Source organism: Pseudomonas sp. RIT-PI-r (genome assembly GCF_001297015.1).
Classification (GTDB): domain Bacteria; phylum Pseudomonadota; class Gammaproteobacteria; order Pseudomonadales; family Pseudomonadaceae; genus Aquipseudomonas.
In genome coordinates, this window is the sequence record NZ_LIGE01000047.1 from 160,603 (window position 1) to 177,915 (window position 17,313).

At 57.8% G+C, this 17,313-nt stretch carries 23 protein-coding genes; 2 read left to right on the forward strand and 21 right to left on the reverse strand.

Annotated features, from left to right (window positions below; genetic code table 11):
• Positions 1-4: 4 nt before the first annotated feature.
• The 21 genes from AK821_RS28090 to AK821_RS28175 form a co-directional block, all read right to left on the reverse strand.
• The gene (locus AK821_RS28090) at positions 5-586 is read right to left on the reverse strand and encodes a phage tail assembly protein (RefSeq protein WP_064393148.1); all 582 of its coding nucleotides are present in this window, start codon (positions 584-586) and stop codon (positions 5-7) included.
• Positions 587-744: 158 nt separating this feature from the next.
• Entirely contained in the window at positions 745-1,251 is a 507-nt protein-coding gene (locus AK821_RS28095; RefSeq protein WP_016985055.1) for a phage major tail tube protein, read from the reverse strand.
• On the reverse strand, positions 1,251-2,417 hold the full coding sequence (locus AK821_RS28100; RefSeq protein WP_064393149.1) for a phage tail protein: 1,167 nt from the start codon (positions 2,415-2,417) through the stop codon (positions 1,251-1,253). Before AK821_RS28100 ends, AK821_RS28095 begins: the two co-directional genes overlap by 1 nt.
• Before the next feature lie 2 nt (positions 2,418-2,419).
• Complete coding sequence (locus tag AK821_RS28105; RefSeq protein WP_064393150.1) at positions 2,420-2,605, reverse strand: hypothetical protein; 186 nt, start codon at positions 2,603-2,605, stop codon at positions 2,420-2,422.
• A 101-nt stretch (positions 2,606-2,706) separates the two neighbouring features.
• Positions 2,707-3,252, reverse strand: coding sequence for a DUF4376 domain-containing protein (locus AK821_RS28110; RefSeq protein ID WP_064393151.1), 546 nt, complete (start codon positions 3,250-3,252; stop codon positions 2,707-2,709).
• Between the two features lie 9 nt (positions 3,253-3,261).
• A complete protein-coding gene (locus tag AK821_RS28115) occupies positions 3,262-5,685 on the reverse strand; it encodes a phage tail-collar fiber domain-containing protein (RefSeq protein ID WP_064393152.1) in 2,424 nt (807 codons plus the stop codon).
• Positions 5,686-6,321 carry a phage tail protein I gene (locus AK821_RS28120; RefSeq protein ID WP_064393153.1) on the reverse strand — a complete coding sequence of 212 codons (636 nt, stop codon included), beginning with the start codon at positions 6,319-6,321 and terminating at the stop codon, positions 5,686-5,688.
• Positions 6,318-7,313 (reverse strand): baseplate J/gp47 family protein, encoded by a 996-nt coding sequence (locus AK821_RS28125; protein WP_064393154.1) that lies wholly within the window; start codon positions 7,311-7,313, stop codon positions 6,318-6,320. Before AK821_RS28125 ends, AK821_RS28120 begins: the two co-directional genes overlap by 4 nt.
• Positions 7,310-7,642, reverse strand: a complete 333-nt coding sequence (locus AK821_RS28130) for a phage baseplate protein (RefSeq protein WP_064393155.1) — start codon at positions 7,640-7,642, stop codon at positions 7,310-7,312. Before AK821_RS28130 ends, AK821_RS28125 begins: the two co-directional genes overlap by 4 nt.
• A gap of 14 nt (positions 7,643-7,656) precedes the next feature.
• On the reverse strand, positions 7,657-8,265 hold the full coding sequence (locus AK821_RS28135) for a phage baseplate assembly protein V (RefSeq protein WP_064393156.1): 609 nt from the start codon (positions 8,263-8,265) through the stop codon (positions 7,657-7,659).
• A 3-nt stretch (positions 8,266-8,268) separates the two neighbouring features.
• Complete coding sequence (locus AK821_RS28140; RefSeq protein WP_064393157.1) at positions 8,269-8,790, reverse strand: hypothetical protein; 522 nt, start codon at positions 8,788-8,790, stop codon at positions 8,269-8,271.
• A 71-nt stretch (positions 8,791-8,861) separates the two neighbouring features.
• Positions 8,862-9,200 (reverse strand): phage holin family protein, encoded by a 339-nt coding sequence (locus AK821_RS28145; RefSeq protein WP_064393158.1) that lies wholly within the window; start codon positions 9,198-9,200, stop codon positions 8,862-8,864.
• A 110-nt stretch (positions 9,201-9,310) separates the two neighbouring features.
• Entirely contained in the window at positions 9,311-9,892 is a 582-nt protein-coding gene (locus AK821_RS28150; RefSeq protein WP_064393159.1) for a DUF642 domain-containing protein, read from the reverse strand.
• A gap of 4 nt (positions 9,893-9,896) precedes the next feature.
• Positions 9,897-10,088, reverse strand: a complete 192-nt coding sequence (locus AK821_RS29745; protein WP_082355508.1) for a Com family DNA-binding transcriptional regulator — start codon at positions 10,086-10,088, stop codon at positions 9,897-9,899.
• 220 nt (positions 10,089-10,308) lie between these two features.
• Entirely contained in the window at positions 10,309-10,632 is a 324-nt protein-coding gene (locus tag AK821_RS30715) for a hypothetical protein (RefSeq protein ID WP_152974202.1), read from the reverse strand.
• A gap of 15 nt (positions 10,633-10,647) precedes the next feature.
• Positions 10,648-11,382 carry an XRE family transcriptional regulator gene (locus AK821_RS28155; protein WP_064393160.1) on the reverse strand — a complete coding sequence of 245 codons (735 nt, stop codon included), beginning with the start codon at positions 11,380-11,382 and terminating at the stop codon, positions 10,648-10,650.
• A gap of 138 nt (positions 11,383-11,520) precedes the next feature.
• Positions 11,521-11,703, reverse strand: a complete 183-nt coding sequence (locus tag AK821_RS28160) for a hypothetical protein (RefSeq protein WP_064393161.1) — start codon at positions 11,701-11,703, stop codon at positions 11,521-11,523.
• 90 nt (positions 11,704-11,793) lie between these two features.
• Positions 11,794-12,174, reverse strand: a complete 381-nt coding sequence (locus AK821_RS28165) for a DUF1090 family protein (protein WP_064393162.1) — start codon at positions 12,172-12,174, stop codon at positions 11,794-11,796.
• Positions 12,171-12,530 (reverse strand): hypothetical protein, encoded by a 360-nt coding sequence (locus AK821_RS30720; protein ID WP_146117546.1) that lies wholly within the window; start codon positions 12,528-12,530, stop codon positions 12,171-12,173. The genes AK821_RS28165 and AK821_RS30720 overlap by 4 nt, the downstream gene beginning before the upstream one ends.
• A 199-nt stretch (positions 12,531-12,729) precedes the next feature.
• Positions 12,730-13,221, reverse strand: a complete 492-nt coding sequence (locus tag AK821_RS28170) for a hypothetical protein (protein WP_064393163.1) — start codon at positions 13,219-13,221, stop codon at positions 12,730-12,732.
• The gene (locus AK821_RS28175; protein ID WP_064393164.1) at positions 13,188-13,946 is read right to left on the reverse strand and encodes a winged helix-turn-helix domain-containing protein; all 759 of its coding nucleotides are present in this window, start codon (positions 13,944-13,946) and stop codon (positions 13,188-13,190) included. Before AK821_RS28175 ends, AK821_RS28170 begins: the two co-directional genes overlap by 34 nt.
• 251 nt (positions 13,947-14,197) lie before the next feature.
• Between AK821_RS28175 and mutS the strand changes: the two genes are divergently transcribed.
• Complete coding sequence (mutS, locus tag AK821_RS28180; protein WP_177330991.1) at positions 14,198-16,768, forward strand: DNA mismatch repair protein MutS; 2,571 nt, start codon at positions 14,198-14,200, stop codon at positions 16,766-16,768.
• Between the two features lie 163 nt (positions 16,769-16,931).
• The gene (gene fdxA / locus AK821_RS28185; RefSeq protein WP_064393166.1) at positions 16,932-17,255 is read left to right on the forward strand and encodes a ferredoxin FdxA; all 324 of its coding nucleotides are present in this window, start codon (positions 16,932-16,934) and stop codon (positions 17,253-17,255) included.
• Positions 17,256-17,313: the final 58 nt, after the last annotated feature.

Here is a 17,313-nt window from a genome sequence, read left to right on the forward strand (position 1 = left end):
AGGATTACTTCGATGTCGCGTTCCGAAAGTAGGCCGCCGGCTGGTTTAAAAAATCGTCGATGCGCACCTGCAATTGCGTCCAGTCAGGGACGGTCAACTGGGCCAGATCGGGGATCATCAGGCCGGTGCAATGGGCGGTGATGAACTCGGCGCGTTCCTTGGCCGTTTTCAGTTTCTTCATCACTTTGGTGGCGCGCAGCACAGGCATTTCCAGGCTCAGCGAGGTCACGGTGCGGCCGGTCACGGCGAGCGGTTGCAGCAGTTGCACCTGATCGGGATCGGCGGTTTTTTCCGCGTCATCGACCTGGCCGAGAAAGTACGCCGCCGGTTGGGTCGACATCTCGTGCACGTACTGGGCGATGCTCACGTAGTCCGGGCGCTTGAGCTGGTCGAGTTCCTTGACCGACAAGCCAGTGGCGAGCAGCGCCAGTTCGAAGAACTGATCGTCTTCGTCATCGCCGGCACGTTCCAGCGCTTCTTTTTGCGCGGCGTAGAACAGCGGCTTGAGCTGGATTGTCTCGATCTGCGAACCGTCGTCGCCGGTGATCGGCGACAACAGGTCATGCTGGGGTGGCATCCACGACATGTATGAATTCCTTGGTGATTCTTTTTTAGGGAGTATCGCTATTCCCTTGTAGGAATGAGCCTGCTCGCGATAGCGGTCTTTCAAGCACATTGATGTTGCATGTACTGACCTCATCGCGAGCAGGCTCACTCCTACAGGGTTTTGTGTTGTGCCGTGATTTACGGCATCAGCACCGCACGCCGCGCATCACCGAGGATGTCGACGCCGTTGAGCACGAACTTCTGGGTGCGCACGTCGATGTCGATCACCGGTACGCCATTTTCCAGGCGGTTGTAGGTGCGGCAGGACAGCTCCAGATTGGTCTTGGGTTTTTCACCCATCTTCACCGCAGTCTCTTCCAGGGATTTCAGCTTGCCGCCGACGGTGTGGTAGGTGAACCAGGTGTTGCCGTCCTGATCCTGACCGGCTTCACGCACGTTCAGCAGGATGTCGTCGCCCAGCTTCACGCCGAGTGCGAGCATGACTTCGGCGCCGAGGCCTTGCAGGGTCAGCTTGGCGTTGAGCGCTTTGCCGCCCTTGGCCATTTCCTCGACGATGAAGCGGCCGCCACGCATTTCTTCGACGTCGAACTCGATCTTCGGCGGGGTGAATTCTTCAACGGTCGCCGACAGCGGCAGGCCTTGCAGGGTGGCCGCGATGGCCTGTCTTACGCGGTTGGTAAACATTAGAGAACGTCCTCCAGGAACTGCTCGATGATTTCATCGCGGGCGTTGAGTTGATAAACCATGTGTTCGTTCGGCGCGTAGCGGCCGTAGTCGATGACCACGTACCAGGTGCCGTTCTTGTACTTCTCGACGCTGTTGAGTTCCGGGTGCAGATAAACGCTGCCGCCAGGAATGGTTTCGTCGGCGACCAGGGTTTGCAGCCAGTCGTTGATGCGCTTGACCTCTTGATCCATGAAGGATTTGGTGAGGTTCTTGGCCATGGCTTTCTGGCCGGCCTTGACCAGCTTGCGGCTGATCGCATCTTCGAGGCCGACGTAGCTGATGAACTTGCCGGTGATCGAGCGGTTGCCCAGCAACGAGAAGCCGCCGAGCACGGTGCGGGCGTAGTAGCTGACGCCGTAACGGTTGAGCAGATCGCCTTCGGTGGAGGTGTCGAGGATGTTGTATTCAACGACCCGCGACACGTCTTCGGCGTAAGTCACCTGGTTGCCCGGGCTCTCCCACTGCTTGACCTTGGCCAGTGCGGCAATCGCCAGACTGGAAGGCGACAGGAAGACGTTTTTCTTCGCTGCTTTCGAGTACACGGCGGGCATGTTGTGCACCACCAGGCAACGGTCGAAACCGAGGTCGGCGCCACCGAGTTCCTGGCTGTACAGCACTTGATCGGCGACCGAAGCGTCCTTGCCGTCCAGTACCACACGGGCCTTGATGCGCTTGCCGAACGAGGCGAACTCGCCGGCCACCGCTTTGGTGCCGGTGAAGCCCGGCGCGCCGATGATGGTCAGGTCTTCCGGCACACTGCCCAGTGCAGCCAGACCGAGCTTGCGGCCGGTGGTTGGATCAACCCCGCCGATCACATTGTTGACGGTGTCGGCCGGGGTCGCGCCCGCTTCGACGATCACCACGTAGACCGGCACCTTGACCACTTTGAGGATCTGGTAAACCGCGTGGTACAGGGTGCCCTCTTCCGAACCGGTCGGATCGAGCAGCGCGTGGGTGGTGAAGCTGTTGATGCGGAACGGCGCGTTACGCGGAATCAGCGGATCGGCTTTCGGCGCAGTGCCGACCAGACCGATGACGTTGTCACCCAGGCCACCCATGGCCTCGGGGGATTCGGTGGCATTGACGGTAATGCCGTTGTGCTCGAAGTTCAGAACCTCAGCCATATTCAGTCAGCCTTCTTGGCAGCGGCCTTTTGGGCCTGGGTGGATTGGGTTTTCAGTCCCAGTCGACCGGCGAAGTGCAGGGCACTGGCCTCGACGTCGAGCAGATCAAGGTCTTGCCCGACGCTCGACCAGTGCCCACCGCCGGTGGGGAATGGGACGAGCACGGTGTAGGTTTGGCGGGTTGCCATTTTTCGTTTCTCCATAAACGGGAAAGCCCCTCTTGGGGAGGGGCTTTGGCGGGTGTTGAATATTGTTGGGCGGACAAGAAAACGCCCTAGGGTGCGGACGTTTATTGAAGCGCAGAGATTGGTGTAACCGGCACGGAATCAGGCCAGCCTTCTTTCAGCATTGCATCCACATAAGTGCCTGCCTCGACAGCTTGAAGCAGCTGAAATTCACGGTCGAAGCAAGCCTGAACGTGCGCCCTGACGGCTTTGGCAATAGCGAGAATCTGCTGCGCTCCAATTTCTACGAAGCCATCGAGTGTTTTGAAATTGCAGCGATAGTCAGGATCAAGCATCGCCGAAAGTCCGGCGCCGTAAATCAGCCCCGCGCTTTCGCGCGAGGTCGCAATCGATAGACCGTCCACAGACACGGCAGAATCTTCGCGCTCATAACGCTCGGCAGCGACTGACCGCGCATAGTCAGGAGCCACTTGCGGAAACGGCTCTTTGATAATCTCGTTGCCCACTTTTCGCCAGATACCATCGGTTTCTTGCGTCAACCTGACAAACAGGTCCTGGTCGATTTTGACGGCTGACGCGGGGATCTGATGAACCCCTTCAATCAGACAGGTCTGTAATTTCGAATGTTCGTCGAATAGTGCGTATTTCATGATTACTCCTTAACTGCCCACCGCGACCCAATGAAAGACGGTGACCCCAGGAAATGTGTGCTTTCCGTAGAATGCAGTGAGATTTGATACTCCCACGTCCACATACCCGTTCACTGGTGACCCAGGCGTGTAGTTCAAGGTGGCATTCAAGCTGTACATGGCATTTGGGAAAGGGATCGGAAAGGCAGTGGCAATATCCGTACCGCCATTTCCGGAGACCCTGCCCCACTGAACAATCAAGCCACCGAGCCACGACGGGAAAATGATGTAACCGTTGATAGCTTTGAGGATTTGAAAACCCCAGCGCAGTTTTTTAGGCGTTACGATTGTGCTGTCGTCAGCCCCAGAGTCGGTCTGCTCTTGGGTTGAAACTTTAGCCGTGCCTTGTTTGATTTCGGTCGCTTGTTGCCCCAGAACGGCTAGCGCAGCGATATCAAGGCTTCCCTGATTGACCGGCGCGTTCCAGGCTTTGATGCACCACATGACGGCGACGTTACGAGGACGAGTTTCCGCCCCACCGGTATCCACAGTCGTGACGGCAGTCACTGTTTGCATCGTGACCCCGGTATCTACTGCCGAAAGAAAAGCGCCTGTAGATATGACTGCAGCCGCGCCATTGACTTTACCCGCCTGCCACGCGCCAGCCGGATCAAGTGTTGCACCGGTCTCATCAAAATAACGGTGGTTGTGAGCTTTGAACGATTCGGCTTGGACACTACCGACAGTTCGCCCCGCGTCCACACCGCGCCCATGATCCCAGCCGCGCAGGAACTCACCGCGCGATTCCGGCAATCGGAAGTTACCCGCGCCTTCATTGCCTTTGTTATAGACAGTGCCGAGATAGGCGGCCAGATCCGGATAAGTCGCAATGCTTTGCACACTGCCATCCAGCTCCAGATAACCGGGAGCGACAATACCCGTCGGGAATGCGAGAACAGCGCCAATCGGAACGGCGGATTTGAGCCGTTCTACTTCCTTGGCCAGCGCGGCGACATCGATGGTTCCCTGATTGACCGGGGCGTTCCAGGCTTTTATGCACCACATGACGGCGATGTTGCGAGGTCGTGCCTCCGCGCCACCAGAACTATTGAAGCCTGCTGCGAAATTGGTCATTACGGCCGTATTGCCGTTGTCTACGACTACGGCACTCGGATTGCTGCCGGTGGCATTGGCGAACGCCTGCATGCGGGTGACCGTATGGGCATGCGACTTGTTGTCGTCGGCCTGCCAACTGCCGAGACCACGCCCAGCATCCACGCCACGCCCATGATCCCAACCGCGCAAGAATTCCCCACGCGCCTCAGGCAACCGGAAGTTCCCGACACCCTCATCACCTTTGTTGAACTTGCTACCTAGATAGGCGCTCAAGTCCGGGTAAGTCGCACTGCTTTTGACGCTGTTATCCAGCTCAAGAAAACCCGGTGGTGGCGCATCAACCGGGAACGCGACAATCGAGCCCACCGGCAACGCCGACGCCTTGGCAATCAACGCCTCAACTTCACCCTTGGTGTACGAATCCTTGATGCCAAACCCGGCCAGCGTCTCAGGGTTCGCACCTGCCGTCGCGCGACCATATTCATCAACGGTCAAACTCTTGTACGTCCCGGCAGCAATCCCGGTTCGCCCCGCGAGCATCTTGAACATCAGTGCGGTCGTGCCAAGCGTAATCGGCGCATTGGTGGTCAGATGCCACAACGAATCTCCATTCGCCGTGCCCTCCTCGACCATGACCGTCAGACCCGGCGTCACCTTGGCGCTGCTGTTGGCATCCGTCGCCCGCACCCAGTCACCATTGGCAACAATCCACAAGCCGTTGTCCTTGGCCAGCGTCTGATTCGCAACAAGCACGCGGTCGCCAGCAATCACTGCGACACCGTCAATTTGCTGCGCACCGCTCAGCACGATGTTGCTGGATGCAGCAACACGCACCGACTGCTTACCATCCAGCTTGCCGAGTTCTTCGGCGAGATAACTCATGACCCAGGCACGCGTGGCTTTGACCACGGTGTCGTCGATCAACAACGTCACCAGCGACGCATTACTCGTTTCGAAAATCGAGCGAATGTAGAACTCTTTACCCGAACCCGACGTCGCCAGCACCGGTTTGAACGACTCCGGATATTTGACGATGGCGTAAAGAATGCCGGTATCAGTCCACAACCCCGCTTCACGCACATACCAGCCACCCACATCCGGCGGAATGGTCACTTCGGCGAGCAGCCAGCTCGGATTCTTCTCGTCCTGCAACAGCGCATTGAGCGGCCCGCGCCAGACTTCGCGTTTCAGCGCGGTGGCGGTCGCGGCCGGGTTGTAGACCGCACCGCCGCCGTCACCGACGGAAATCTGCGTCAACTTGATCGGCACGCCCGCGGCCTTGCACGCCGTTTCGTAGGCAATCCCTGCGTTGGTGAGCAGGGTGTAATAGTCAGCCATTCAGGCCCCCTGAGGATAAATAGTGGATGTTTCGACGGTGTACATACCTGCAGCCACGAACGCCTCTCCCGAGGTTTCGAGCCCTTCGATGAACACCGGATAAACCGTGGTCAGTTCGCCGCAGAACGTCGCGGCGCCGATGACGTGATTGCCGAAAGCGCTCAAGCCAACGGAGACCGTCAGCACATCGCGCTCGCTCTTGGCATCAGCCAGACGTCGATCGAGACGGGCGTCGATTTCTTCGCTGTAGGGTTGTTCGCTGAAGGCTCGTACAGAAAAACTGTAAGGCGCGCCGGGCGGCGTCTGTTCGTACCAGGCGCGAATCTCGGGTCTTAACTGCAAACCCTTGGCGGCGTTTTCCAGTGCCTTGCGAGTGCCGGCCTGGCGCGCGGTGGGCCAGGCGAGTTCGACAGTCAGGCGCTTTTCCGCCTCCGGCGCAGCGGTGCTCCATTCAGCCACACCGCGATCAGCTGCCAGATACGGCAGAAAGGCGACCGGGGTTTCTGCGGGGTTCATCAGTTCAGGAAACGGTGGCGCGATGCGATCGAGCAATGCACCAAAGCCCAGATCCAGACCTCGTTCAAGTGCCGAACTATTCGCCGGGAGCAGCGTCGGGCGCTGGGTTTTATCACTCATAGCGTCAGCACCTCGACCTCGACCGCCGTGCAATACGGCGCTTGAAACGCCGTGGTCACGATCGGCGCCAGCGGTTCAAGAATCTGCAGTTGCACGGCACCGGCGCTGTGCAGCGTGTAGTCGATCCAGCTCGGATCGACCCGGCCTTCGAGGCGATGGCAACTGTCGGCGTAAGCCTGCAACTGCGCTTGCGCAGCAACCTTGGTCAGGCCCGAATCGGGGCCGGAATTGATCTTGGCGACGACGCGGATCTTGTAGCGCTGGATGTCCGCGCCTTGCACGGTCACGAGGTCGGTTTCAGGTCGCACGTCAGGTCGGGCGAAGTGCTGGCGGACACCCTCAAGCAACACTGGCGATGGCGTGCCGTCACCCTCTCGCGAAAGCACAGTGACTTGCACTTCGCCCGGTGCCGTGCGCCGACCATTGCCATCCTTGACCTGCGCGGCGAGGCCGCCCGGGTTGAAGGTGTAAGTGACGTTGACCACCCCGGCATCGGTGGATTCGACATGCACCGTCGGCCGCTCGCCGAGGGTGAAGACCTCGCGGCGATACTGCATCCGCGAGCCCGCTGCCGGGGCGTGCGGCGCCAGGTAATAACGCAGACGAGCGTCGTCATCGCTTTCATAAATCGCTGGCACCGGCGGAAAGGCTGCCGGGTCGCCCGGATCGAGCAACTGTCGCTCCAGGCCCATGTCCGCCAAGCGCGCATCGAGGTTGCTGCCGGTCGCCCACCACGCCAGCATCTGCTTGATGCGTGCGTTGTATTTGCGTTCGTGGGTTTGCAGCCGAACACAGAAGGCCTCGAGCGCCATTGTCAGCAACTCGCTTTCGTTTTCCAGGCTGGTCTTGAGTTTCGCCGCGCTGTTCGGTGCTCGTGCTCCGACGTATTCGATGACGAACGTCTTGAACTCGGCGAGCAAGTCTTCGAACGCTTCGACGGTGATCAGCGCGGGTTCGGCCAATTGATTCTGGCCGGGGATCAACATGCTCATGTCACGACCTCGAAGGTTTGTTGACGGTTTTTCCAGGTGCCGGCGAAACGCAATAACAGGCCGGCGCCCTGACGACTGGCGACGATCACTTGCGGCTGAAAATCGCTGATCCCGTTCTGCGCGTTATAGAACGCTTGCGCCGCGTGGCTCTGGGCCAGAAGCAGAACGTCGTCACCGAGGTTCTGCCCCAGCAGCGAGGGGATCAACGAGCCATACAGGGGCCGTTTTTGCCGGGTGCCCAGCGGCGTAGTCAGGGCCCGGCTCGCGCGCTGCACAAACTGCAGCCAGTCGTCGACCGTGGCCCCGCTGTCTCTATCGATTCCGATCATGGGAGGCTCTTGAATCAGGGGCTGATAACGCGGCCCTGGTGATCGACCAATGGGCCGCTGAAGTGCACGCCCGAGGCGTCGATAGTCAGGCCGACGGCACCGAGTTGCAGGGTGATCAGTTGGGGTGTCATCGCTAACCGGGCCAGGCCGATGCTCAGCTCCAGCGAATCGCGTGAACCGCTGAAGGCTGCCGGGCCGTTTTGCCAGTGCAGAGTGTGCGAGGCGTCGTCGTAACCGCTTTCGCTGCCGTCCTGATGTACTCGACGGGTCAGCGTTGGCACGGTGGAGGCTGGCGGAAAGCGGTCGCTGTTCAAGCCGAACAACGCCACGCTCTGTGCGCCGCTTTCGCCGCTGCCGTAGTTGAACAACAGACACTGCTCACCCACGGTCGGAATCCGCGACTCACTCTGCGCACCGGCACTCGGATTGAAAAACTTGATGGCTGGCGTGAGCAAGCCACCGTGACTGACCTGACAGGTGTTGCTCGCAGCGTCGACGGTCTGGCAAATGCCGATGCGGCAGAAGCTTTCGGCGCGGCGGTGCAGGTCGTCGATTTCGGCTTCCATTTCGGCCAGGCGCTCGATGATCGGACCCAGTTGCATGCGCAGTAATGCATCGAACATTGGTCAGGCCTCCAGCGCGGTGTACTGGTCGGGGTCGTCGATGTTGCTGACTTCCCAGGTGCGAGCGAATTTCGGCGTACCCAGCGGATCATCGAGCAAGGTCGGGCCGAGGTAGAGGGTCTGGTTGAACGTCAGGGTCCAGGCCTTGTATTGCTGGTCGGCGCGGATGAGCAATGACGGCAAGCCATCGATGTTCATTGGCAGATCGCACTGGTCGCCGGGCAAGTTCCAAGCGTTGTCGGTGATCAGGTTTTTCAACACAGCGATCAGATCGCATGCTGCAAATGCGCTGGCGGCAAAGGCCGGGATAACTTGCAGCGACAACGTCATGACATGAGCTATGCGCCCATCAGCGGCGCGCACTCCGCTTGCATTGCGATCGAAGTCGATCAACACCCAGGCTTGATCGCCCGCGGCAGTGAAATCGTCGTGATTGCCGACATTGAGGTTGAGCCCGGCGGTGTTGCGCAGCGTCGTCGCGATGGCGGTGAACAGTTGCGACGGCTGCTGGATCGGTGTGGGCATACATGACCTCCTTTTCAATCGTCCACGCGAAACCCTGCCGCCAAAATGGCGGCACGGAGAATTGGTGTTGGTTAAGGTTGGTCGCGAGGCGGGACTTCGCAGACGCCGATGCGCTTCGCGGCCCAGCGCTCGTACAAGCCGATGGCGACGTCGGCGCCAGCCATCGCTGTCAGGCAACCAAACGCGCCAGCCGCCCAGATCGACATGCCAGCGGCATACAGCAGCATGATCGCCGACACGCCGCAGATCATGCAGGCGCCGGAGCGCAGGGCCAGACGGCGCAGCAGCGGCCAGCCACGTGCGCCCTCCTTGTCGGCGCGCCACATTTCGCCGGACACTCCGCCCACTACGGCGAGGAGGATGACCAGCCAGATTGGCATATCGGCCAATGCTTGTTGCTCGGTTGTCATGTCACGCCTCCTGAGAGCGTTGATGAATGAGGGGGTTGTGAGGATGCGACACCGTAACGGTGTCGCCTTTCACGCTTGGATAAAACGCCGTGGATCCACGGCGGTCGGAGTTACAAACGCTCAACAATGACGTTGTCGATAAAGGCAAAGTTGGCATACGGATTCTGCTCGTTGAAAAACGCCAACGTCGTCTGTGGAGTGATTGCAGTGAATTCGTAAGTGATGGTGTTCCACTCAACCGCGACGCCTTTGGCGGACGGTGTGTTAAAGGTGGCGGTCTGGCCGGCCACTTTCACTTGAATGAGACCATCACCGGAGCGGCTGGCGTAACGCGAGTTACCCGCGCTGAAGGTCAATCGGTACTTGGCGCCCACGGTGGTGGCGAAGTTCTGCTGAATCCCTCCCCCATTGCCGTAAACGTAGTTGGCCAGGTCAACGATCACCACGCCGTCCGCTGCCGCGGAACCACCAATCGAAGCCGGCATGTTGAAGTATTCGGCCCCGGACAGAAACGTCGTCCAACCGGTGATGAAATTGGCTTTCGCCGGGGTGTCCAGAATGCAGCTGCCGCTGCAGCCGGGCTGCTCAAAGCTGCCGTTGACCAACAGGTTAGCGGCAACCGCGCTACCGCCATTACCCAGCAGTGCAGCAGCGATCAGAAACGGTGCTGCGTATTTCTTCAAAGTGTTCATTTCTCTACCTATGAGTGGATTGATCAGGGTGTGCTGGCGATGCAGCACTCAAGTCGCTCACAGGCGATCGTTCGGGGCTCCTGGCCCTCACATGATTCAATGTTCCACATCGGGAACATTTGATCTGGAACTCGGTGTACTCACCCATCCGGGCGAGCAGTCTTTTGCACTTTCCACATCTGCAATCTTTCAACATCTGCAATGCCTTTTTGATGTCTGCCGACAACTTCCGTTGTGGGCGGGTCAAGCGATGAATCTGCAGACAGGTTCGATCTGCAAGCTGGAGGGCAGGCATTCCAAAAAGCCCGGCGACGATGCACCGGGCTTTTCAGTAATGCGCTCCTTCGCCTTCCTTCAAATCCTGTGTTCAAGAAGGAAGCTGACTTTTCGGCGCTACTGGCGCGGTACGAGTCCATTCAAATTGTTTTTCCGACCGCGGTCCCTGCCCGCCGGATAACTGCTTCTGGTGCTTTACGCTGCACACCCGGGTCAGTTGCCAACCCTCTGAACCGTTGAGGCCGGTTCATCGCTGCCTGTTCTTGTGGAACTAAAGAGCTTGTCTTGCCAGCCGCTTTGTCGAGCGGCTTGGTGGCAAGAATATGCATGGATGCATATACAGTCAATGCATAAATGCATTTATTTATGCACTGGAAATGCACGGATGCATGGAGGCCCCGTCCAGAAAGGCTTTGAGGGTTTTCTGCAGGCGAAAAAAAACCCGCCGGGAGGGCGGGTTTCATTTCAAGTCGATCAGATCAGCGGGCGTACATGCCCCACCAGAAGACGTGACCAAGGATGACGATTTGCTCTTCCTGGATTTCCTGGAAGCTGTAGTCCTCGTCCGGATGCTCATCGCGATTGAAGCTGCGCAGACGAATGCCGGTAGGCAAGCGGTAAAGCTGCTTTACGCGTAACTGGCCGTTGTGATTGATCGCGTACAGGTCGCCATCGATGATGTCGCCGATGCCGCACTTGCCCGCGTTGACGCCAACAGTGGCGCCATCACGCAACACCGGCAACATGCTGTTGCCGCGTACAGTCACGCATTTGGCCTGGTCGAACTGCACACCATTATGGCGCAGGCTGCGCTTGCCGAAGCGCAGGCTAGAGCGCTCGCTCTCTTCGATGACGAATCTTCCTGATCCTGCTGCCAATTCAACCTCGCGAAGGAACGGCACCGACACCTCGTCATCATCGACAGGCGTATCGTCGTCCCACAGCATTATGTCCTTGAGCTCCGCGTGCACGTCATCACGCACGGCACCGGCCGACGGCGTGACATCCGCGCGCCCGCGCAATTGATCGGTGCTCACGGCGAAGTACTCGGCGATCTTCGAGATGTGTTTATCCGAGGGATCGACGATCTTCCCGCTGAGAATTCGCGAGAGAGTTGATTGAGGCACGCCGGTGCGACGGTGGAGCTCCGTGGGGGAGATCCCGTGCTGGTCGAGCAGTGCTCTTAAGACGGAGGCTACGTTGCGTTTTTGCATAACGCGCATAGTGCTTGAAGTTATTCGTTAAGACAAATGCTGATTTGCATAATTAACGCATAAATATGAATTCAGCTGCAAAACGATATTGCCGGGCCATCATTCTGCATTGAATAACGGCCCAGCTCCAACGTGTGGTCAGCCTTTGACGCGACGTGCGGCAGCATTGGCTTTTTTAAGTCGATCGGTTCTGGCCTTCCTGTCGTAATCGTCCTTGGCGCCCATGATTCCCCCGGCAGCGTGCACCCAGTCGGTGGCGGTGCAGCCAGAGATCAGCACAGCAGAAGTAAAGACTGAAGAAAAGATAAGGATGTTTTTCATATTCGATTTCCCGGCGTCACTGATGAACACGTTGAATTGCAGGGTTGAAGAAAGAGCACCCCCTGCGAATCTTTGGCGGTGATTGACTCTTTACTCATCCATAAGCCTTTGCAGTTTTGTCTGAGCCCGTTCGAGCCTGGCTTCCTGTTTCTTGATGACTTTCACATCACCGTACTGACGCGCGGACTCCAGAAAGTTCTGTCTGCGTCGCACTTCGGCTGCGGCCTTTTGGATGGCGCTTGAACGGTCATCTTGCGCGGAGGGTTCTTGGCAATGGCGCTCGACATTGGCAAGTGCCTGCTGTAGACCGGACTTTCGATAAACATTGTCCGCCGCCTCAGCGCGCTCAATCTGCAACAAAAGTTCGGTACGCCGCTGCGCGCAACTTTCTCGCACACCAGCCCATGCACTATCGATGATTAAAACGCTAACAATCAGCAGAGACAGATTGCAAAAAAGATTCGATCTCACGAGACAAATCCCAGATAATTTTTTTCTCCAGCACGGCCACGGAAGTTGCTCACCCGAGACCATGCATTACGGCAACCTAACGTTTCTTGTACGCCAGAAAGTGCCGCCATCATCATGTCGCGACAGCGAGCTCTACACGTTGGAAAATGCTTGACCATCCACGCCACTGGTACGTAAACATGATCGAAACACAGCAGAACAGGAGTGCGATCACACAATGTGAAAAGACTCACATCCTTTTCTTTTCCAGCAATCACCGCTGGCACAAACACAATACCTTCCCGGTTAATTGCAATTGATCGCTTCCAGGCGGGAGACTTGGTTCCATGAGAACTGCGCAGGCAAAACCAGAGCATCTATAACGTTCCTCAACAGCCTAAACATCGTCATGTTATTCAAGGCAACTAATAGCCAAACTGCGCTGACTCTCCGGCAGTCGCAGGGGCTGTTGGCCTGACTCGAATCACATTAACAACGCAGGAGCGCTGAGGCCTTACTGGCGTCTTACTCAGTCTTACTTAATCGCCCAGAGGCCTTGCACCCCGGGGATTCTCCCTAGCGAGGGACGTGGCATACGCCGTTGATCAGGTTATTAATGTTGTAATAGTACTCGGTATCGGAGAAGTAATTGAATGTCACCATACCACCTTGAAAACCTCTTTCCATAAACGGAAGCTCATCGCCGGCGGTGTCCGCATCAAACTTTACAATCGAGCGGGTCTTGAACAGAAACCTGGAAGTATCCAGATGCGTTAGTACAATTTCGAACTTACGATCATAAGTATAGACTTTGCCTTCAGGGGTCTTAACGACGTAGTGCACATAGAGAGCGCCTTCCCTTGGGTCGATCGTCATTTCCCCAACGCCATGCCAACGAACTTTGTGATCATAAGTATGGACAAAATCGATGGATGCAAAACAAGGTGCCCCTGGAATATCGCGACTGAGCAAATAAAAATGCTTTACAACCAGAATACCGAAGATAAATACCGACAAAGCAGCAATCACTGCGATTATTTTTTTCCAACGAGTTGGTAGTTCACGCATATGGCCTCCCCCTTGCTTTCCGGCTTGATGCACTTGACCAGTAATTGGGAGAGCGGTTTTCGCACGTAGTAGTTAATATCGGATAATACAATGGGTGGTTCGAACTCGCTGAGCGCTTTGACAATATCCTCTTTGGACATTCTTTCACTTTCTTCTACATACAATTTCGCTTCACCTTCTTGCCAGATGAGTTTCCACTCCTCCAGATCAGCAGGTTTTTTAACCACCAGATAAGCGTAAAAGACCGGAAGAGCAATCGCTGGCACCAGGATTGTCGGCAAAAGGAAGCGCCAGTAACGACTGAATGGCTTTTTCACCGTGGGAGCGTAGACGATGAAGGGTTCATCATCATTTACCAGCGCTGGCGGCGACTCAGAGGCTTGAGTCTGCGCGCTAACCAACCGAATTTCACACAACAGCACCACGCCACGGCGAGGCAAGGTCTTAAGACTGTCCCGAGGTAACCCGACGTCAGCGAAATGCGCGCGGAGCATGTGCAGCGTTTTGTAATAACTGCTGTCGGAAATCACCAGCCCCCGCTCCCCCCAGACCCTGGAGATGAGCTGTTCCTTATCGGTCACGCCGGCTATCAGCGCCAACAGCAGGTCGCTTTCATTGCTGCCCAGCACCGCTGCCTGCCGCGCCCGGCTGAGGGTCATTTTTTCTGCATCGTAGTAACAATCGCTCGCTGACGCTTGTGAGCCGATGCCCTCTGATTGTTCCAAGCTGCATCCTCAACTGATCTGCAATCCTCGAATTCCGATCATTCGATAGCTTTTCGGCACTATAGGACACAATGCCAACCCAAGCGGCCGCGCGTTGCTGCATCCACCTCAAAAAAACTTCATACTCAGCCCCACTGAATCAACCCACGGGCCGCATCGCTGGCAAACACTCGCCATTTCGTAGATGCAAACGACCCCGTTTTTGCCTTGTCACTTTTTCCGGTAAAGCTAAACCCCTGATGAATAAAGCTATTTCAGACCTGTCCTCCCACACTCCGATGATGCAGCAGTACTGGCGCCTGAAGAATCAGCACCCGGATCAGCTGATGTTCTACCGCATGGGCGACTTCTACGAGATCTTCTACGAAGACGCGAAGAAGGCCGCCAAGTTGCTCGACATCACGTTGACGGCACGCGGGCAGTCGGCGGGACAGGCGATTCCGATGTGCGGGATTCCTTATCACGCGGCGGAAGGTTATCTGGCCAAACTGGTCAAGCTTGGCGAGTCGGTGGTGATCTGCGAGCAGGTCGGCGACCCGGCGACCAGCAAAGGCCCGGTTGAGCGTCAGGTCGTACGGATCCTTACGCCAGGTACGGTCAGTGATGAGGCGTTGCTCGATGAGCGCCGCGACAATCTGATCGCTGCGTTGCTGGGTGACGAGCGTCTGTTCGGCCTGGCCGTGCTGGACATCACCAGCGGCAGTTTCAGCGTGTCGGAAATCAAAGGCTGGGAGAATCTGCTGGCGGAACTGGAGCGGATCAATCCGGTGGAGTTGCTGATCCCGGATGACTGGCCAAGGGACCTGCCGGCGGAAAAACGCCGTGGCGTCAGTCGTCGTGCGCCGTGGGATTTCGAGCGTGATTCGGCGTTGAAAAGCCTTTGCCAGCAGTTCTCCACCCAAGACCTGAAGGGCTTTGGCTGCGAGAACCTGACCCTGGCCATCGGCGCCGCGGGTTGCCTGTTGGCCTACGCCAAGGAAACCCAGCGCACCGCCCTGCCCCATCTGCGCAGCCTGCGCCACGAACGCCTGGATGACACCGTGGTGCTGGATGGCGCTAGCCGCCGCAACCTCGAGCTCGACACCAACCTCGCCGGTGGCCGCGACAATACCCTGCAATCGGTGGTCGATCGTTGCCAGACCGCCATGGGCAGCCGTTTGCTGACCCGCTGGCTAAATCGCCCGTTGCGCGATCTGACGGTATTGCTGGCGCGCCAGACCTCGATCACTTGCCTGCTCGATCGCTATCGTTTCGAAAAGCTGCAACCACAGCTCAAGGAAATCGGCGACATCGAGCGAATTCTCGCGCGGATCGGCCTGCGCAACGCGCGGCCTCGTGACCTTGCCCGGCTGCGCGACGCCCTTGGCGCACTGCCTGAACTGCAAGTGGCGATGACCGATCTGGAAGCGCCGCACCTGCAAGGTCTGGCGACCATCACCAGCACCTACCCGGAACTGGCGGCGTTGCTGGATACAGCCATCATCGACAATCCGCCGGCGGTGATCCGTGACGGCGGCGTGCTGAAAACCGGCTATGACAGCGAACTCGACGAACTGCAGTCGCTGAGCGAAAACGCCGGCCAGTTCCTCATCGATCTGGAAGCCCGTGAGAAAGCCCGCACCGGTCTGAGCCATCTGAAAGTCGGCTACAACCGCATTCACGGCTACTTCATCGAATTGCCGAGCAAGCAGGCCGAGTCGGCGCCAGCGGATTACATCCGTCGCCAGACACTGAAAGGTGCGGAACGCTTCATCACGCCTGAGCTGAAGGAATTCGAAGACAAGGCGCTGTCGGCCAAGAGCCGCGCCCTCGCCCGAGAAAAGATGCTTTACGAAGCGCTGCTGGAGGACCTGATCAGCCAGTTGCCACCGTTGCAGGATACCGCTGGCGCGCTGGCCGAACTGGACGTGCTGAGCAACCTTGCCGAGCGCGCGCTCAACCTTGATTTGAACTGCCCGCGCTTCGTCAGCGAGCCGTGCATGCGCATCTCCCAGGGTCGTCACCCGGTGGTCGAGCAAGTGCTGACAACGCCGTTCGTGGCCAACGACCTGAGCCTCGATGACAACACGCGCATGCTGGTGATCACCGGCCCGAACATGGGCGGTAAATCCACCTACATGCGGCAAACCGCTTTGATCGTGCTGCTGGCGCATATCGGCAGCTTCGTACCGGCGGCCAGTTGCGAACTGTCGCTGGTGGATCGCATCTTCACCCGAATCGGTTCAAGCGATGACCTGGCCGGCGGCCGTTCGACCTTCATGGTCGAAATGAGTGAAACCGCCAACATTCTGCACAACGCTACCGAACGCAGCCTGGTGCTGATGGACGAAGTCGGTCGCGGCACCAGCACCTTCGACGGTCTGTCGCTGGCATGGGCTGCGGCGGAGCGCCTGGCACACCTGCGTGCCTATACGCTGTTCGCTACGCACTACTTCGAACTGACCGTGTTGCCGGAAGCCGAGCCATTGGTGGCCAACGTCCACCTTAACGCCACCGAGCACAATGAACGCATCGTCTTCCTGCACCACGTGCTGCCCGGCCCTGCCAGCCAGAGCTACGGTCTGGCAGTGGCGCAATTGGCCGGTGTGCCGAGCGAAGTGATCGTACGTGCCCGCGAGCACCTGAGCCGACTGGAAGAAACCGCTTTGCCGCATGAAGCACCGAAACCGGTCGCCAAGGGCAAACCGGCAACGCCACAACAAAGCGACATGTTCGCCAGCCTGCCGCATCCAGTACTCGATGAACTGGCTAAACTTGATCTGGATGACCTGACGCCACGCCGTGCGCTCGAAATGCTCTATGCACTGAAGAACCGGATATAAGCACTGAAGAAGCGGATATAACGCAAACCGCTTCAAGCTGTTAGAATCTCGCGCGGTTTGGGATGCTGCTGGCTAATAGCCTGGCCAGCAGGTATCGCTCCCGAACCTGGCGACCCCAACCGTGAAGGGGCAACGCTGCCGCCGCCTGAGGAGAAAATTAGAAATGACCTTCGTCGTCACCGACAACTGCATCAAGTGCAAGTACACCGACTGCGTAGAAGTCTGTCCGGTGGACTGCTTTTACGAAGGCCCGAATTTCCTGGTGATTCACCCGGATGAGTGCATCGACTGCGCCCTGTGCGAACCGGAATGCCCCGCTGTGGCAATTTTCTCCGAGGACGAAGTCCCAGAGGACATGCAGGAATTCATTCAACTGAACGTTGATCTCGCAGAAATCTGGCCAAACATCACCGAGAAGAAAGAATCGCTGCCGGATGCCGAAGAGTGGGATGGCGTCAAAGGCAAGATCAAAGACCTCGAACGCTGATCTGTCTCGCGTTCGACAAAAAGGCCCTTAGGGGCCTTTTTTTGTCGCGCAATGCCTC